General features: G+C 67.2%; 14 protein-coding genes and 1 pseudogene. 7 read left to right on the forward strand and 8 right to left on the reverse strand.

The genetic code is table 11. The features are described 5' to 3' along the window. The first annotated feature begins 222 nt into the window (after positions 1 to 222). Together BB934_RS25935 and BB934_RS25940 are read left to right on the forward strand one after the other, a co-directional pair. Positions 223 to 630, forward strand: a complete 408-nt coding sequence (locus BB934_RS25935) for a DUF1236 domain-containing protein (RefSeq protein WP_099512249.1) — start codon at positions 223 to 225, stop codon at positions 628 to 630. 188 nt (positions 631 to 818) lie between these two features. Continuing rightward, positions 819 to 1,711: pseudogene (locus BB934_RS25940) on the forward strand (magnesium and cobalt transport protein CorA); the annotation flags it as partial. 18 nt (positions 1,712 to 1,729) lie between these two features. Here BB934_RS25940 and BB934_RS25945 read toward each other — a convergent pair. Continuing rightward, positions 1,730 to 2,530, reverse strand: a complete 801-nt coding sequence (locus BB934_RS25945) for a DUF1194 domain-containing protein (RefSeq protein WP_173909533.1) — start codon at positions 2,528 to 2,530, stop codon at positions 1,730 to 1,732. Positions 2,531 to 2,626: 96 nt separating this feature from the next. On the opposite strand from BB934_RS25945, the gene BB934_RS48420 reads away from it, so the two are divergent. Beyond that, positions 2,627 to 2,845 (forward strand): hypothetical protein, encoded by a 219-nt coding sequence (locus BB934_RS48420; protein ID WP_162299126.1) that lies wholly within the window; start codon positions 2,627 to 2,629, stop codon positions 2,843 to 2,845. Between the two features lie 225 nt (positions 2,846 to 3,070). On the opposite strand, the gene BB934_RS25955 is transcribed toward BB934_RS48420, so the two are convergent. Together BB934_RS25955 and BB934_RS25960 are read right to left on the reverse strand one after the other, a co-directional pair. Then, the gene (locus BB934_RS25955) at positions 3,071 to 4,063 is read right to left on the reverse strand and encodes a magnesium transporter CorA family protein (protein ID WP_099512250.1); all 993 of its coding nucleotides are present in this window, start codon (positions 4,061 to 4,063) and stop codon (positions 3,071 to 3,073) included. A gap of 22 nt (positions 4,064 to 4,085) precedes the next feature. Then, on the reverse strand, positions 4,086 to 4,313 hold the full coding sequence (locus tag BB934_RS25960) for a hypothetical protein (RefSeq protein WP_173909493.1): 228 nt from the start codon (positions 4,311 to 4,313) through the stop codon (positions 4,086 to 4,088). 315 nt (positions 4,314 to 4,628) lie between these two features. On the opposite strand from BB934_RS25960, the gene BB934_RS25965 reads away from it, so the two are divergent. The 3 genes from BB934_RS25965 to BB934_RS25975 all read left to right on the forward strand — a co-directional run bounded on the left by BB934_RS25965 (position 4,629) and on the right by BB934_RS25975 (position 8,154). Beyond that, positions 4,629 to 4,808: a hypothetical protein gene (locus BB934_RS25965; RefSeq protein ID WP_099512251.1), complete on the forward strand. Its 180-nt coding sequence runs from the start codon at positions 4,629 to 4,631 to the stop codon at positions 4,806 to 4,808. Positions 4,809 to 4,931: 123 nt separating this feature from the next. Then, complete coding sequence (locus BB934_RS25970; RefSeq protein ID WP_099512252.1) at positions 4,932 to 6,617, forward strand: sensor histidine kinase; 1,686 nt, start codon at positions 4,932 to 4,934, stop codon at positions 6,615 to 6,617. A gap of 385 nt (positions 6,618 to 7,002) precedes the next feature. Next, positions 7,003 to 8,154, forward strand: coding sequence for a YihY/virulence factor BrkB family protein (locus BB934_RS25975; protein ID WP_099512253.1), 1,152 nt, complete (start codon positions 7,003 to 7,005; stop codon positions 8,152 to 8,154). A 206-nt stretch (positions 8,155 to 8,360) separates the two neighbouring features. On the opposite strand, the gene BB934_RS25980 is transcribed toward BB934_RS25975, so the two are convergent. The 4 genes from BB934_RS25980 to BB934_RS25995 all read right to left on the reverse strand — a co-directional run bounded on the left by BB934_RS25980 (position 8,361) and on the right by BB934_RS25995 (position 11,172). After that, positions 8,361 to 8,705: a response regulator gene (locus tag BB934_RS25980; RefSeq protein WP_157934311.1), complete on the reverse strand. Its 345-nt coding sequence runs from the start codon at positions 8,703 to 8,705 to the stop codon at positions 8,361 to 8,363. 52 nt (positions 8,706 to 8,757) lie between these two features. Continuing rightward, a complete protein-coding gene (locus BB934_RS25985) occupies positions 8,758 to 9,468 on the reverse strand; it encodes a sigma-70 family RNA polymerase sigma factor (RefSeq protein WP_099512255.1) in 711 nt (236 codons plus the stop codon). A 249-nt stretch (positions 9,469 to 9,717) separates the two neighbouring features. Then, the gene (locus BB934_RS25990) at positions 9,718 to 10,047 is read right to left on the reverse strand and encodes a hypothetical protein (protein ID WP_162299193.1); all 330 of its coding nucleotides are present in this window, start codon (positions 10,045 to 10,047) and stop codon (positions 9,718 to 9,720) included. Between the two features lie 60 nt (positions 10,048 to 10,107). After that, entirely contained in the window at positions 10,108 to 11,172 is a 1,065-nt protein-coding gene (locus BB934_RS25995; RefSeq protein WP_099512257.1) for a zinc-binding metallopeptidase family protein, read from the reverse strand. 276 nt (positions 11,173 to 11,448) lie between these two features. Here BB934_RS25995 and BB934_RS26000 point away from each other — a divergent pair, with 276 nt between their 5' ends. Continuing rightward, the gene (locus BB934_RS26000; RefSeq protein ID WP_099513233.1) at positions 11,449 to 12,366 is read left to right on the forward strand and encodes an adenylate/guanylate cyclase domain-containing protein; all 918 of its coding nucleotides are present in this window, start codon (positions 11,449 to 11,451) and stop codon (positions 12,364 to 12,366) included. A gap of 102 nt (positions 12,367 to 12,468) precedes the next feature. Here BB934_RS26000 and BB934_RS26005 read toward each other — a convergent pair whose 3' ends face one another. Further along, positions 12,469 to 13,674, reverse strand: a complete 1,206-nt coding sequence (locus tag BB934_RS26005; RefSeq protein ID WP_237050104.1) for an IS701 family transposase — start codon at positions 13,672 to 13,674, stop codon at positions 12,469 to 12,471. Positions 13,675 to 13,685: the final 11 nt, after the last annotated feature.

The following is a 13,685-nucleotide window of genomic DNA, read 5'->3' on the forward strand; positions in this document are numbered from 1 at the left end:
GGCGTCAGACCTCGGCGCAGGATGGCGGAAACGAACGTCCTGGAAGAACAGTCACATTCAACTCCAACAATCCAATAATCATCTCGTTAATCTAGCGTTCAGGTTGATGAATACTGATTTACCTTTCAGAATTAGATAAAATATATTTGAAACTACATCGAGGGCATCGCGTTTGATCATCGCTGGGCAGGAAGCCCGCCGATACAGTTCAGGAGCCAATCGATGTCCAGGAAGATCCTTCTCGCCGGCGCCGTCCTTGCCTCGCTCGCCCCTGCGGCTGCCTTCGCCCAATCCGGGGGTGCCGCGGCCGGTGCCGCCACGGGTGCGGTCGGCGGTGCGGTCGTCGGTGGGCCCGTGGGCGCTGTGGTGGGTGGCGTAACGGGTGCCATTGTGGGCGGCCTCGCCGATCAGCAGCAGCCGCAGTTCCGCCAGTATGTGACCACCCAGAAGGTGCCCTCCTACAGCTACAGGGAAGAGGTCCGTGTCGGTGCGGTCCTGCCCGAGTCCGGCGTGACCTATTACGAGGTGCCGGCCGAGTACAAGGTGAAGGGCTACCGCTACACGGTGGTGAACGACACCCCTGTGCTCGTCGAGCCTGGCAGCCGCAAGATCGTGCAGATCATCCGCTAAGGAGAGCCCGTTTCCGGGATGAGCATGGGCGGCCCTTCGGGGTCGCCCATTGCCCTTCAGGATCGGGAGGGGGAGCGGCGTTGGGCTGGTCCCCGATCGGCGCAGCGCCGCGTGCCGGCACGCCCGTGATCCTCTGGATGACCGAGGACGGGACACCACCCGAGGTCCCGCACGGTGTCGGAAACTGGATGCTGAATCCTGGGGCGGAAATCGGCCATTGGCTGCTTTTTGGAGATCCGCCCGCTTGTGCCCGACAGGCGGATCCGCGGCTGGAGGCCACTCCTTCGCGATCGAGGGCACAGGCTTCGCAGGGCGTGCGCCGTACTTCCGCCAGGTTCGTCCTCCCTGATTTCGATCTCTCAGGGCTGCAATCCGAACGGAACACCATGCGCATCGCCTTCGGCGAGACGCACCTGTTCGTCGGCAGGGGCTACGTGGTCTCGGTCCGTCACGGCGCCTCGACCTCCTACACGCCGGTGCGCGAGCGCTGCGAGGCTTCACCCAAGGCCCTGTCGGATGGCGAAGACTTCATCCTCTATGCCATCCTCGATTTCATCGTCGACAACTACCTGCCGGTGATCGAGACCATCCAGGCAGAGGTGGAGGAGATCGAGGACGGCATCCTGGTCGAAGCGGCGGCCAGGTTCATGTGCGGCGGCTCTACGAGCTCCGCCGCGATCTCCTGCGCCTGCGCAATGCGGCCATCCCGCTCGTGGAGGTCTGCCGACGGCTCGAGCAGCCGGGCCTGCCCGGGATCGATGCCGCGATGCAGCCGCTGTTCCGCGACGTGTCGGACCACATCCGGCGGGTGCAGGAGGAGATCGAGTCCTTGCGCGAGGTGCTGGCCTTCGCCTTCGAGACGAGCCTGATGACAGGACAGGCGCAGCAGACCGGGATCACCCGCAAGCTCGCCGCCTGGGCCGCCATCCTGGCGGTGCCCACCGCGGTGGCAGGGATCTACGGCATGAATTTCGAGCACATGCCCGAGCTGCACTGGCAATACGGCTATGCCCTCATGTTGGCGATCATCGCCGCGGTGTGCGGCTGGCTCTACTGGCGCTTCCACCGGAACGGCTGGCTCTGGCGGCTCTCGGATCGGTCAGTTTCCGCTCCGCTGCCGCCGGAGTTCCCCGGCCAGGCAGTTGGCCCGGCCCTCTGCCTGGGTCGGCTGGACAAGCGACCGAATCCGGGGCCTGTCGGCGATCTCACGGACAACCTTGGTCCGAATGGCTTCGGCAAATTGGGCCTTCTCCCGCACCGGGATCATGAAGGCCCCCGGTCCGCCGATCACGCAGTCACGGAAGTAGAGATCGAGGTTGTCGATGTCCCACAGGCCGTCCGGCCGCTTCAGCATGAGCGGCAGCCCGTTGATGGTGATCCCCTGCGCCAGCGCCTCGTCCCGCGCCGCGGTCACGATGCGGCCCTGGTTGTTGGCGCCATCACCGGAGATGTCGATCACCTGCCGGACGGCTTGAACGCCGCTTGTCCGCAGCTTCCAGAGGCTGAAGTCGATGGCACCCGAGATGGAGGTGTAGCCGAAGCGCTGGATGGAGCTCGCGGCCAGGCGGGCCGCAAAGGCACGGCTGTCGCCCGGCTGCTCGATCACGGTCCAGGGCACGACCACCTGCTGGTATCCGGCCCCGGCCCATTCGACGTACACCACCGCGATGCGCCCCAGCATGCCCTTGCCGATGGCCTCGTGCACCTCCGAGGAGCGGAAGGCCTCGACGAAGCCCTGGCGCTGGAGGTCCTGCTCGTCCGGCTCCATCGACAGGGAGACGTCGACGGCCAGCACCAGCGCGAGGTCGACCTCAGCCTCGGCGTGAGCACTCCACGGTTCCAGGACCATCAGCCCGGCCGTCAGCAGCAGGAAAGCAAGGCCGCGCCATGGACTGAGCATCCTAAGCTCCCGTTCAGGGACCACCTGTTAGCAGGGAAGCTAGGGCGAAACACGGGCGGAACGATTCCCGGTCCCGAGCCAGAGCGGGAGGTGGGTATGATCACACGGCGGCTTCGCTTCGCCCTGTGGCGACACCACCGCTCCCTCAGACGGCAGGCTCTGGCGCAGGAGCGTGCAGCCGGGCATCTGATCGGCTTGGCGGACACCTTGGTAGCCGTGGGCCGGCCCGAGCCTGCGCAGCGTCTCGTCAGGATCGTCCTGCGCTTCGGGGTGAAAGCGATCTGCCTGATCGCCCAAGCCGAGGCCGTCAACTGACGCGCGGGCCCCTCCGTCACAAGCCATCCTGCCCCGGAGGGAAGCCGACGCCGATGGTCGGGATCACGAGACAGGTCGCGATCCGGATCGTCGAGGGAACCCGACTTCTTCAGCAAGATGGGCAGGCCGTTGATCGTGATGCCCTTGGCAACGGCCTCGTCGCGGACGTGCGTGACGGAGCGGCCCTGTGGCAACCCTGCTGGCGACCGGCCGGAGGGACGAGGGCTAGAGCCAGCCCCTCCACTTGAACCAATGATAGGGCAATACGGCCGAGATCACCATGAGCACCAGGGCGACGGCATAGCCGTAATCCCACCGCAGCTCCGGCATGTCCTGGAAGTTCATGCCGTAGATCGTGCCCACCAGGGTGGGCGGCAGGAACAGCATGGCGGCGATCGAGAACACCTTGATGATGCGGTTCTGATCGAGGTTGATCAGCCCCAGCGTCGCCTCGTGCAGGTACACGATCTCGGACGACAGTTGTCCCTCGTAAGCGGAGAGCGAGCGCAGGTCGCGCTCGACCTGCTTCAGGCGGGCCGGGCTGCCGTTGGTCAGCCACTCCTCGGCCCCCTGCCGGACATAAGGGATGAGCCGCGACAGCGACAGCAGGCTCTCACGCAGGATCGCGATCGTCATGTTCTTGCGCCCGAGCCGCTTGATCAGCACCTGGAGTTCGTCCTCGACGCGTCTGGCCTTGCGGCGCTTCGGATCGCGGTCCTCGACGAAGAGCCGGGTCGAGACCTCGTTCAGGTCAGCGGCCACCATCTCCAGCACGTCGGCGGCGCGCTCGACGATGCTCTCCAGGAGCGAGGCCAGCAGGCTGTCGCTGGTGCTGTGGGCTTCCGGCTGCCGCTGGCCCTTGGCCAGGAATGTGCGGAAGGGTACCGGGTCGGCGTAGCGCACCGACACCAGGTGAGTTCGGGTCAGCACGAAGGTGACCTGGGTGCGGGCGGGCCGGCCCTCGGCCACGCCGTTGATGATCACGGCCGTCATGACGAGGGCGCCGTGCTCTTCGTACAGGCGGGCCGACTCCTCGATCTCCGCCATCTCCTGCCGGGTCGGCACCTGAAGCCCGAGCAACGCCTCGACGGCCTTCTCCTCCTCGTGCGTGGGATCCAAGAGGTCGATCCAGAGCACGTCGGATGGGGCAGGAAGCGTCGTGCTGTCCTGCGCCAGGCGCACGAGACGGCCCTGGCGCAGGCCATGGAAGTTCATCATCGGTCAGTTCCAGCGTGAAGGATCAGCCGCGCGTGGGCTTCACCGGCGGCGGGGTCTGGTGCGCGAGGTGGTCAGGCGAGGATGCCGCGGCGGGCGGGCCGAAGGCAACGGCCGCGACGTGCAGGCCGATGACGGGCGCGAAGACGAGCCCGAGCAGCAGGACCACCATCAGCATGATGCTGCGGTCCTCGGATCGGGCGTCCCCGTTGCCCACACGGGCACGGGAGGAGAACAGGTTCAGGAGGGTCATGGCTCACCTCGGTTCCGACCAGCCGTCGCGGGCCGGTCGCGGGTGAGCCGATCAAGCGATCAGGCGTCCGCGCGGGCCGGCAACGGCGTGGTCAATCGACTGGGACTGTCGCTTGGCATTTCGTTCAGGGTTCCTGTGGATCGCGTGCCCGCCGAGGCGGGATCGGCCCCTCGGGAATGCCTCGTTTCCCGGACAAGGTCAAGTCCGGTCCACGCCGCCCGAACAATGGCCGTGCCCTGGCGTTGGCAAGGTCCACGCCCGCCCGGGACAGGGTCCGACATCACGCAGGTGAAGCGGGAAGGGAGGGACGCCGCCATGGAAGCGCCGGCCTTTGGTCCACCTGCCGCCATCCCCGAAACCGGGGAGGCTGCCCTGGAGGCAAGGCCTCCCGGTACGGCAAGGGTCGAGACCATGCTCGAGACAGTCGGGATCGCCATCTTCGCAGCGCTTCTGGTCGGTGCCGCCGTCATCCTGATCCGACGGAACCGCCGCTGACCTTCGGTTGCATCCGCACGGCCGATCCAGTTTCCCGCCCGCACCCCCGCCGGCCCTGTACGCACGGCTTGCCGCAGGGTACACGAGCCATGGGGATGATCGGGACAAGGGAGAGGACCGACGGTGACGATCACGCATCCGAGGCTGTCGTTGCGGCTGCGCATCTTCATCCTGACCGCGGTGGCGCTCGCCCCGGCGCTGGCGATCCTCGGCTACAACGAGGTCTCCCTGCGCCGCAGCCGCGAGGCCGAGATCCATGCACTCGCCCTCCGGTTCGGGCACCTGGCCTCGCTCGAGATGCAGGGTATCGTCAGCGGCGCGGAGGGGCTGCTGCGCGCCGTCGCTCGCGTTCCGGCCGTGCGCTCGTTCGACGCCGAGCCCTGCGGCCTCTACCTGGCCGATATCCGGCATCAATCGCCGCAGCTCGGTGCTATTACGGTGCTCGATCGCACCGGCAGCGTGCAGTGCCGCAGCGAACCGGGAGGCATCGGCCAGCGCCTCGATGACCGTTCCTACTTCAGGCAGGCGCTCGAGTCGGGAGGGTTCGTCGTCGGGGAGTACACCACCAGCCGGATCTCGGGCCGACGCGGCCTGACCCTTGCGATGGCCATCAAGGGAGATGACGGCTCGACCGTCGGTGTCCTGTCCGCGAGCCTTGATCTTGCCTGGCTCGGGGCTCGGCTGCGCGAGCGCGACCTTGCCGGCGGTAATGCCCTCACGATCGCCGACCGGACCGGCATGATCATCGCGCGCGAGCCGTTCCCGGAGCGGTTCATCGGCACCCGCATCCCCGAGCCGTTTCAGTCCCTCGTCAGCGGGCCGACGCCGGGAACGCGGGAGGTCACGAGCCAGGATGGGACGCGACGCGTCATCGGCTACATCCCGGCCACCGCGAACCCGACGGGCCTGTACATCAGCGCCGGCCTCTCGCGGGACGAGGCCTTCGCTCCGATCGACCAGGCCATGCGCCGGGGCGCGGCGCTGGCCCTGGTCGGCAGCATGGTGGCCCTCCTGGCCGCCTGGGGCCTCGGCCGCAGGTTCGTCCGCGCACCCGTGGCGCGGCTGATGCGGACGATCCAGGCATGGCGCGGCGGGGAGCGGACGGCCCGCACGGGGATGGCCGGCGGCGCCGGAGAGCTGGAGGCGGTCGGCGCCGCGATCGACGGCCTGATGGACGAGCTCGACCGGGGTCAGGCCGCGCGGGACGCCGCCGAGGAGCACCGTCGGCTTCTCCTCAACGAGTTGAACCACCGCGTGAAGAACACGCTCGCCACCGTGCAGTCCATCGCCTCGCAGACCTTGCGCAACTCGGCCACGGTCGGTCAGGCCCACGAGGCGCTGGAGAGCCGGCTGCTGGCCCTGTCCCGCGTCCACGACGTGCTCACCCGCGAGAGCTGGGACGGCGCCGACATGGGCGAGATCGTCGCCCGTGCCCTCGAACCGTTCGGCGATTCGGGCGGGAAGCGTCTCCGGTTCGAGGGGCCGTCGGTCCGGCTGTCCCCGAGGGCCGCGCTGGCCCTGTCCATGGCGTTCCAGGAGCTGGCGACGAACGCGGTGAAGTACGGCTCCCTTTCCAACGGAACGGGATCGGTCCGGATCAGGTGGGGCCTTGCGGACGGCCCGGACGGCCACCCGAGGCTGCATGTGCGGTGGGAGGAGATCGGTGGCCCGTCCGTACGGCCGCCCAAGCGCAGGGGCTTCGGATCGCGGCTCCTCGAGCGCGCCCTGGCCCATGACCTCGACGGCGCCGTGACGCTCGAGTTCGCCGCGACCGGGGTGGTGTGCACGCTCCAGACCGCCGCGGCCTGAAGCCCGACCTGGCGGTCGTGGCGCCCATGGGTGGTTGGTTCCGCCCCGTGAACCCGTAGGGCAGCCGAGTGCCCCTGGGCTTTTCCCTGGCTTCGCAGGAAGCGTCCTTTACGCGATGTGCTTTTGCGCCCGCGAGGCCTCGCTCCCTTCGCCGATTTGCGAGATCAGCTTCGGATCGGCTCAATGCACGCGAGCGGGCGATTTCGGCCCGCGACCCCTCGATTGGATTGGTCGATCAGGTTGTTCGGTGCGGATTGGTTCCGGTCCGGCTCAAGGTCCTGGGCAGCCGGTCCGATCGGGGGAACCCTGGGTCTGCGGTCCCGGTTGTACCATCAATGGCCAAGCCTGGGCCCATTTCCCGCGTTCCGGAGTTCGCGCTTCCGTCATGACCGCTGCCGCTCCCCCGCCTCAGGATCCGAAGGGGCGCCAAACCCTCCCCGCGACGGTCACCATGCTGGCCATCGTGGCCGGATGGGCGCTGGCGCGTCACGTCATGGCCGGCCCCGGACGCGGGAGCGGTCAGGGCGGCGCGGGTTCAACGGGTCAGGATCGTGGCGATGGCCGGCATCCACCACCCCAAGCAGCCGATGAGAAGGGGCGGGGGCGCGAAGCCGGCACGCCGACGGAAATCCCGGCGCTCGGCTGGAAGGACATCCTGTGGCGGACCTACGAGGAGTTCGGGCAGGACCGGATCATGGCCGTTGCGGCGGGCGTCACCTACTATGCCCTGCTCGCCATGTTCCCGGCGATCGCGGCCCTCGTGTCGATCTACGGCCTGTTCGCCGATCCCGCGACGATCCAGGGCCACCTCGATGCCCTCTCGGGCGTGCTGCCAAGCGGGGCGATGGACATCGTCCGGGAGCAAGTCACCCGCATCGCCACGGCGGGCGGGGGGAAGCTGGGACTCAGCTTCCTCATCGGCCTGGTCCTTTCGCTGTGGAGCGCCAATGCCGGCATGAAGGCGATGATCGATGCACTCAACATCGTCTATGACGAGGAGGAGAAGCGCAGCTTCCTCAAGCTGAACCTCGAGTCGCTGGCGTTCACCCTCGGCGCCATCGCTTTCCTCCTCCTGGCTCTTGCTGGGATCGTCGTGCTGCCAATCATCCTCAGCCTTGTCGGCCTGGGCAGCGGCTTGGAGTGGCTGCTCGCGCTGGCGCGCTGGCCGATCCTGCTCGCCTGCGTGGTGCTGGGCCTGTCGGTCCTCTACCGCTATGGCCCGAGCCGCGACAAGGCCGAATGGAAGTGGGTGACGCCGGGCGGCCTCGTGGCCGCCGTGCTGTGGCTCGTCGTGTCGATGCTGTTCTCCTGGTACGTGGCCAATTTCGGCAGCTACAACGAGACCTACGGCTCGCTCGGCGCCGTGATCGGCTTCATGACCTGGATCTGGATCTCCGGCATCGTGGTCCTGGTGGGCGCCGAGATCAACGCCGAGATGGAGCACCAGACCGCCAGGGACACGACGGTGGGCCCGGATCGGCCGATGGGCAGCCGCGGTGCGACGATGGCCGACACCGTCGGAGCGGCGAAGGTCTGACGGGACGAACCGGACGCGCGAGCGGCGGCAAGGTGCCCAATGACCTCAGGGCTGGAACGGGGTGTGTTGCTCCACATGGGCAGACCTCCTGCCTGCGGCACTCTCCTGCCACGACAAGGGAGGAAGGCAAGTTGGATTGGCATAGGCCAAGTTAACTTGGCGAGGCCCCTCGGTGGAGGCGGCTCTCCAGGCCAATGCAGCCCGTCTCAAGCGACCCATGTTCCGAGGATGCCGATCACCTGCGCCATCCGATAGGGCTTCGAGAGGATGATCCCGCCGGGGACGGGCTGCGTCCGCTCCGCATAGCCCGTCACGTACAGGACGGGCAGATGGGGGAAGCGCTCGCGGTAGGCCTTGGCCACCGTCCAGCCATCGGCTACCGGCAGGCGGATGTCGGTCAGCAGCGCATCAACGGCGATCCCGGCTTGCAGGAGCCTCATGGCCTCTCCGCCGCTGGCCGCTTGCGTGACCTCGAACCCGACATCCTCCAGTCCTGTTACAGCCATCTCACGGACGAAGGGATCATCCTCGACGACGAGAACTTTCATCATGTCCGCACCGACCAGGTCCCCGAGGACTGAGGACCTCCTCCCTTTCCCCTGGCTACGCCTGCGCACCCCGCGAGCCTGCGATGCCATCCTCGCGGACGATCCCCATCAGCTCGGCCAGTCGCGTCCTCGCCCGATTGACCCGGCTCTTGATCGTCCCGATCCTTGTCGCCAGCGCCTCGGCGGCTTCCTCGTACGACAGCCCCTCCGCGCCGATGAGCAGCAGCGCCTCGCGCTGCTCGTTGGGCAGCTTGGCGAGGGCGGTGTGGAGATCCTGGACCGCAAGCCTGTCCTCGTGGTCCGGGATCGTGATCATCGTGGCAGCAAAGACCCCGTCCGCGTCCTCGACCTCGCGTTGCTTCGTGCGGCGGGTGGAGAAGAACAGGTTGCGCAGGATGGTGAAGAGCCAGGCCTGGAGGTTGGTGCCGGGCTCGAACGTCTCCTGCCTGCCGATCGCCTTGAGCACGGTCTCCTGCACGAGATCCTCGGCCCGATGAACATCCTTGGTCAGCGAGATTGCGTAGGCCCGCAGCGACTTCAGGCTGCCCATGAGCTCGTCGATGAAGGCCTGGTCCACCGGTTCGGTGTGGGCCCGGATGACCTGCGCCACGCGATCGAGCAGCCGGGCCAGGCTGCGCGGTATCTTCTCCGCGTCAGGATCACCGTAATGGGCGCGCAGCTCGCGCCCGAGATGGGTCTGGATGGCATCGGTGAGGGAAGGGTATTCAGCGGAGTGGGAGCGTTCGTTCGCGATGGATTGTGTCATCGCCAACCAAATGCATCAGGTCAGGCTGGTTTCAACCGTGGAGGAAGGACGCGGGTGCGGGCTGGCCTCGACGTCAAGGCGACCGATGACGAAAGCCACCTGAAGCCAGCCGCATGGCCATGCGGTGACCATTGGAAGGGAGCAGGAAGCCTTGCGGGTTGCTGATGGCGATCCCGTGTCGGTCCCCGTGCTTCCGATGTCCGATGAGAGTTCGTTTACGGTCTGTTAACCATGCGCAGCGATCCTTCCCTACAACGGCAGGAAGGATCGTCCAGCCGCTGGTGCCGGAGTGCGATAGGTAAGCTCATGAGTAACGAGGGACGTCCGGACCAGAAGCCAGCAGCTCCGCCCCTTGCCCCTGATACGCGAAAGCATCTTGGGGCCCATCTCTAGGCCGTCTTTGCCGACATCGAGGGAGAACCCATCCCCGACGACCAGATCGACCTGTTGCTCGCGTTGCGGCGCGTCGAGCGCGACCTGGGACGCAAGGTATCCTGACCGGCTCGTTGTCGTCCTCGACCAGCCGTTCGAAACGACGGCATCAGCCGCCAGGGCCATCGCGATCCCTGCTTCGGACACTTCCCGCGTCACCCCCAGAAGAACCCGCGACGATTCCGCGGGATGGATCCATTGCGACCCTCACCGCCCCGCATCCCGCACGAGGCCATGGATGAAGCCCAGCTTCTCGACGACCGGCGGATTGATGATGAAGGGATAGAGGTCGGGCTGGCCCATGCAGCGGTTGAGGCTGTTGAGCGCGAACGTGAGGGGCAGCCAGTCCTCGACAACCTGTCCGATGTCAGCCCCGCTGTCCGCATCGACGCCGAAGTCGGCCGACAGCGTGCCGCTGTCGTCCAGCGGCGGGCCGACCCGGATGCCGAAGGCCTCCGCCATCTCGATCGTGTCGATGATGTGCAGGTAGTGTGCCCAGGTCTCGGCGAAATCCTCCCACGGATGCGTCGTCGCGTAGGCCGAGACGAAGCGCTCCTGCCAGTCGGCCGGCGCGCCTGTGCGGTAGTGGCGCTGCAAGGCCTCGCCGTAATCCTCCCGCTCATTCCCGAAGACGGCCCGGCAGGCCGCGAGCCGGCCGCCATCGCGCACGAGCAGGTCCCAGTAGTGGTGGCCGACCTCATGTCGGAAATGGCCGAGCAGGGTGCGGTACGGCTCGCCCATGGCCGTGCGCCGCCGCTCGCGCTCGAGATCGTTGGCCTCGCTGAGCGCGATGGTGATGAGGCCCTCGTCATGCCCGGTCATCACCTTGGGGCCATCGTTCGCGGGCGGCTCCGCCAGGAACTCGAAGACCAGCCCATGCTCTGGATCCTCGGCCCGTGTGACCAAGGGCAGCCGAAGCTGGAGCAAAGTGTAGAACAGCCGGTGCTTCGCCAGCTCCATCACACGCCAGGCAGCCAGGTTAGCCGGGACCGACGGGTCCGGGATGACGCCGTTGTGCCGGCAGGCGGTGCAATACGCCTCGCCCGAGGTGGCCGGGACAAGCCAGTTGCAGGCGTCGAACTCGGCATTGGAGCAGAAGCGGTCGGCCCCCTCCGACTGGGCCAGCGCACGCCACGTCGTGCCGCCATCGGGCTCCAGCGCCGAGAGCGTGCTGGCATCGGGCAAGTAGCCGAGGCGATGGACGCAGCGCTCGCAGGCGCGGTTCTCGAAATAGAGGAGATGACCGCAGGCCTGGCACTTGAAGAGCTTCATCGGGGCATTCCTCGCATCGGGGTACGGCCTGGCCAGTCAACGTCGCACTTTCCTTCCCGATCACTGCATCGGGCATGGAAATTCGGCAGGGGCTGCCTGAATCATGCCCGCTGTGACCGATCATCCGGCATCTGGCGATCCCGGCCCGGTGCGATGTCGCGACGCCCCGGGCTGTCCGAGGGTGCGACGCCATTGAAGCAGGACCCTTGGGAACGGCGCTCCCTTCGAGGCGTCTTCAGAGGCATCCTTTCCAACCTGCTGCCGGAGCCTGTCATCGTGGAAGCGCCTCCCCTCGAGCGTAAGCTCGTCGCCATCCTGGCCGCCGATGTGGCCGGCTACAGCCGCATGATGCACCGGGATGAGGATGCGACGCTTGCGACCCTCACCACCCATCGCACGATCATCGACGACCTCATCGCCACCGGACGGGGGCAGGTTTCGGGCACTGCCGGCGACAGCGTCCTGGCCGAGTTCGCCAGCGTCGTCGATGCCGTGCACTGCGCGGTGGCGATCCAGCAGGCCCTGCACAAGGCCAATGCCGACCTGCCCGCCGAACGCCGGATGCGATTGCGCATCGGCATCAACATCGGCGACGTGCTGGTCAAGGACGGCACCATCTTCGGTGACGGCGTCAACGTCGCCGCGCGCCTGGAGTCCCTGGCGGAGCCGGGCAGCGTGTGCATCACGCGCGGCGTGCGCGATCACATCCGCGACCGGGGCGATTATGAATTCGAGGATCTCGGCGAACACAGCGTCAAGAACATCGCCCGCCCGGTGCGGGCGTTCCGGATCCTGTTCGATCCTGACGGCACGACCGAGCTGCGGGAAGCGCCGGCAGCGCCGGAACCGGCGCTCTCAGGCAGTGGTGTCTCGGATGTCCCGCAAGATGCGATCGAGCTCGAGTTCTGGCAGTCGGTCCAGGCCAGCGGGGAGGCGGACGAGTACGGGGCCTATCTCGAGCGCTATCCCGACGGAATCTTTGCGCCCCTGGCGCGGGATCGGCTGGCCAAGCCCGAGACCCTCGAGCGGCCACCCGTTCCGTCGGACGGCTCGGCCGTCGAACTGGCGTTCTGGGACACCGTCAAGGACAGCGACAACCCGGCGATGTTCCGGGCCTATCTCGAGCGGTTCCCGGACGGCGTCTTCAAGGCCCTGGCGCAGATCCGGCTGGCTGAAATCGATGATGCGCACTAATACTACAGCCGGGATTTACGGCGGCGGGTGCGCTTGCGCCAGTGACATTCGCGAGCACGCTGCTGATGCCGCCGACGCCACGTCGACCAATGCTCCACCGCCTCAACCGAAGGCGGCCGCTCCCACACCAGATGCCAGAGCAGCCGCCGCACCTCCGGCACGGTGAGCGGCAGCAACCCCGCGGCGCGCACGACGGAGGCTTCTCCCCCCGATGGCGTGCTGGCGCACGACGGTGAGATACGCATGCGCCAGCATGGCCAACGTGATGTGGCGATACCAGCCCGTCCACGAGCGCACCTCGTATTCGTCCAAGCCGGTCTCGCCCTTGGCCTCCTCGAAGCAGCTCTCGATCCGCCAGCGCTGACCCGCAATCCGCACCAGCTCAGAGAGCGGCGTCTCCTCCGGCGAACGGGTGAGATAGAACGTGAACTGATGCGGGCGGCCCTTCTTGCGCCGGATCAGCAGCCCGGTTTTCCAACCCGGCACCGGCGGCGTGCGATACGGCAGATAGGCCCAATCGTACAGCCGTGGCCCCTTGGCGCCATCGCCGGCGCTGAGCCGCGTCCAACCTCTGGCCGGCACGTCCTCGAGCCAATCCTCGACGGGCTTGAACCCGAGCCGCTGGGCCGAGGTCACCGCCAGCACGTAGCCGCGCCCATGCGCTTCGACCAGGCGTCGCGTCTGGGAATCGGCGCCATACACGCAGTCGCCCACCACCCACGTGCACGGCACCCCGGCCGCAAACGCCCGTTTGAGCATCGCCTGCCCGAGCTTCGGCTTGGTGGTGAAGTCAACCTCCTCCGGAATGCCCGCTTCCGTCCGCCGTGCCGCATCGAAGGCCCAGGTCTCGGGCAGGTACAGCGCCCGGTCGATCAGCGCATGCCCGTGCCGGCTGGCATAGGCGAGAAACACCCCGATCTGGCAATTCTCGATGCGGCCTGCGGTGCCGGAGTATTGGCGTTTGACGCCGGCCGACTTGTCGCCCTTCTTCAAGAAGCCGGTCTCGTCGAGCACCAGCACGGCCTCGGGATCGCCGAGGTGCTCGACCACATAGGCACACAGGTCATCGCGCACCGCATCGGCATCCCAGTGCATGCGGGCAAGAAAGTCCTGCACGCCATCGGGGCTGGCATCACCGGCCGCTTCGGCCAGGTGCCAGCCGTTCTTGCGCTTGAGCGGCGCGAGCAGCCCTTGCAGATAGGCTCGGGCGCGTCGGCGCGGTTCGATACGGGCGAAACGGGGAGCAATCCGGGTGCAGAGATCATCCAGTTGATCAGCCCAGCAGTGAGCCTCGGTCATGTGCGTCATGGCGCGACACC

This window comes from Microvirga ossetica (assembly GCF_002741015.1).
GTDB classification, from domain to species: Bacteria; Pseudomonadota; Alphaproteobacteria; order Rhizobiales; family Beijerinckiaceae; genus Microvirga; species Microvirga ossetica.

Coding starts and splice junctions, on each gene's coding strand:
- BB934_RS25935 (WP_099512249.1), top strand. CDS start 223: ATGTCCAGGAAGATCCTTCTCGCCGGCGCCGTCCTTGCCTCGCTCGCC.
- BB934_RS25945 (WP_173909533.1), bottom strand. CDS start 2,530: ATGCTCAGTCCATGGCGCGGCCTTGCTTTCCTGCTGCTGACGGCCGGG.
- BB934_RS48420 (WP_162299126.1), top strand. CDS start 2,627: ATGATCACACGGCGGCTTCGCTTCGCCCTGTGGCGACACCACCGCTCC.
- BB934_RS25955 (WP_099512250.1), bottom strand. CDS start 4,063: ATGATGAACTTCCATGGCCTGCGCCAGGGCCGTCTCGTGCGCCTGGCG.
- BB934_RS25960 (WP_173909493.1), bottom strand. CDS start 4,313: ATGACCCTCCTGAACCTGTTCTCCTCCCGTGCCCGTGTGGGCAACGGG.
- BB934_RS25965 (WP_099512251.1), top strand. CDS start 4,629: ATGGAAGCGCCGGCCTTTGGTCCACCTGCCGCCATCCCCGAAACCGGG.
- BB934_RS25975 (WP_099512253.1), top strand. CDS start 7,003: ATGACCGCTGCCGCTCCCCCGCCTCAGGATCCGAAGGGGCGCCAAACC.
- BB934_RS25980 (WP_157934311.1), bottom strand. CDS start 8,705: ATGATGAAAGTTCTCGTCGTCGAGGATGATCCCTTCGTCCGTGAGATG.
- BB934_RS25985 (WP_099512255.1), bottom strand. CDS start 9,468: ATGACACAATCCATCGCGAACGAACGCTCCCACTCCGCTGAATACCCT.
- BB934_RS25995 (WP_099512257.1), bottom strand. CDS start 11,172: ATGAAGCTCTTCAAGTGCCAGGCCTGCGGTCATCTCCTCTATTTCGAG.
- BB934_RS26005 (WP_237050104.1), bottom strand. CDS start 13,674: ATGACGCACATGACCGAGGCTCACTGCTGGGCTGATCAACTGGATGAT.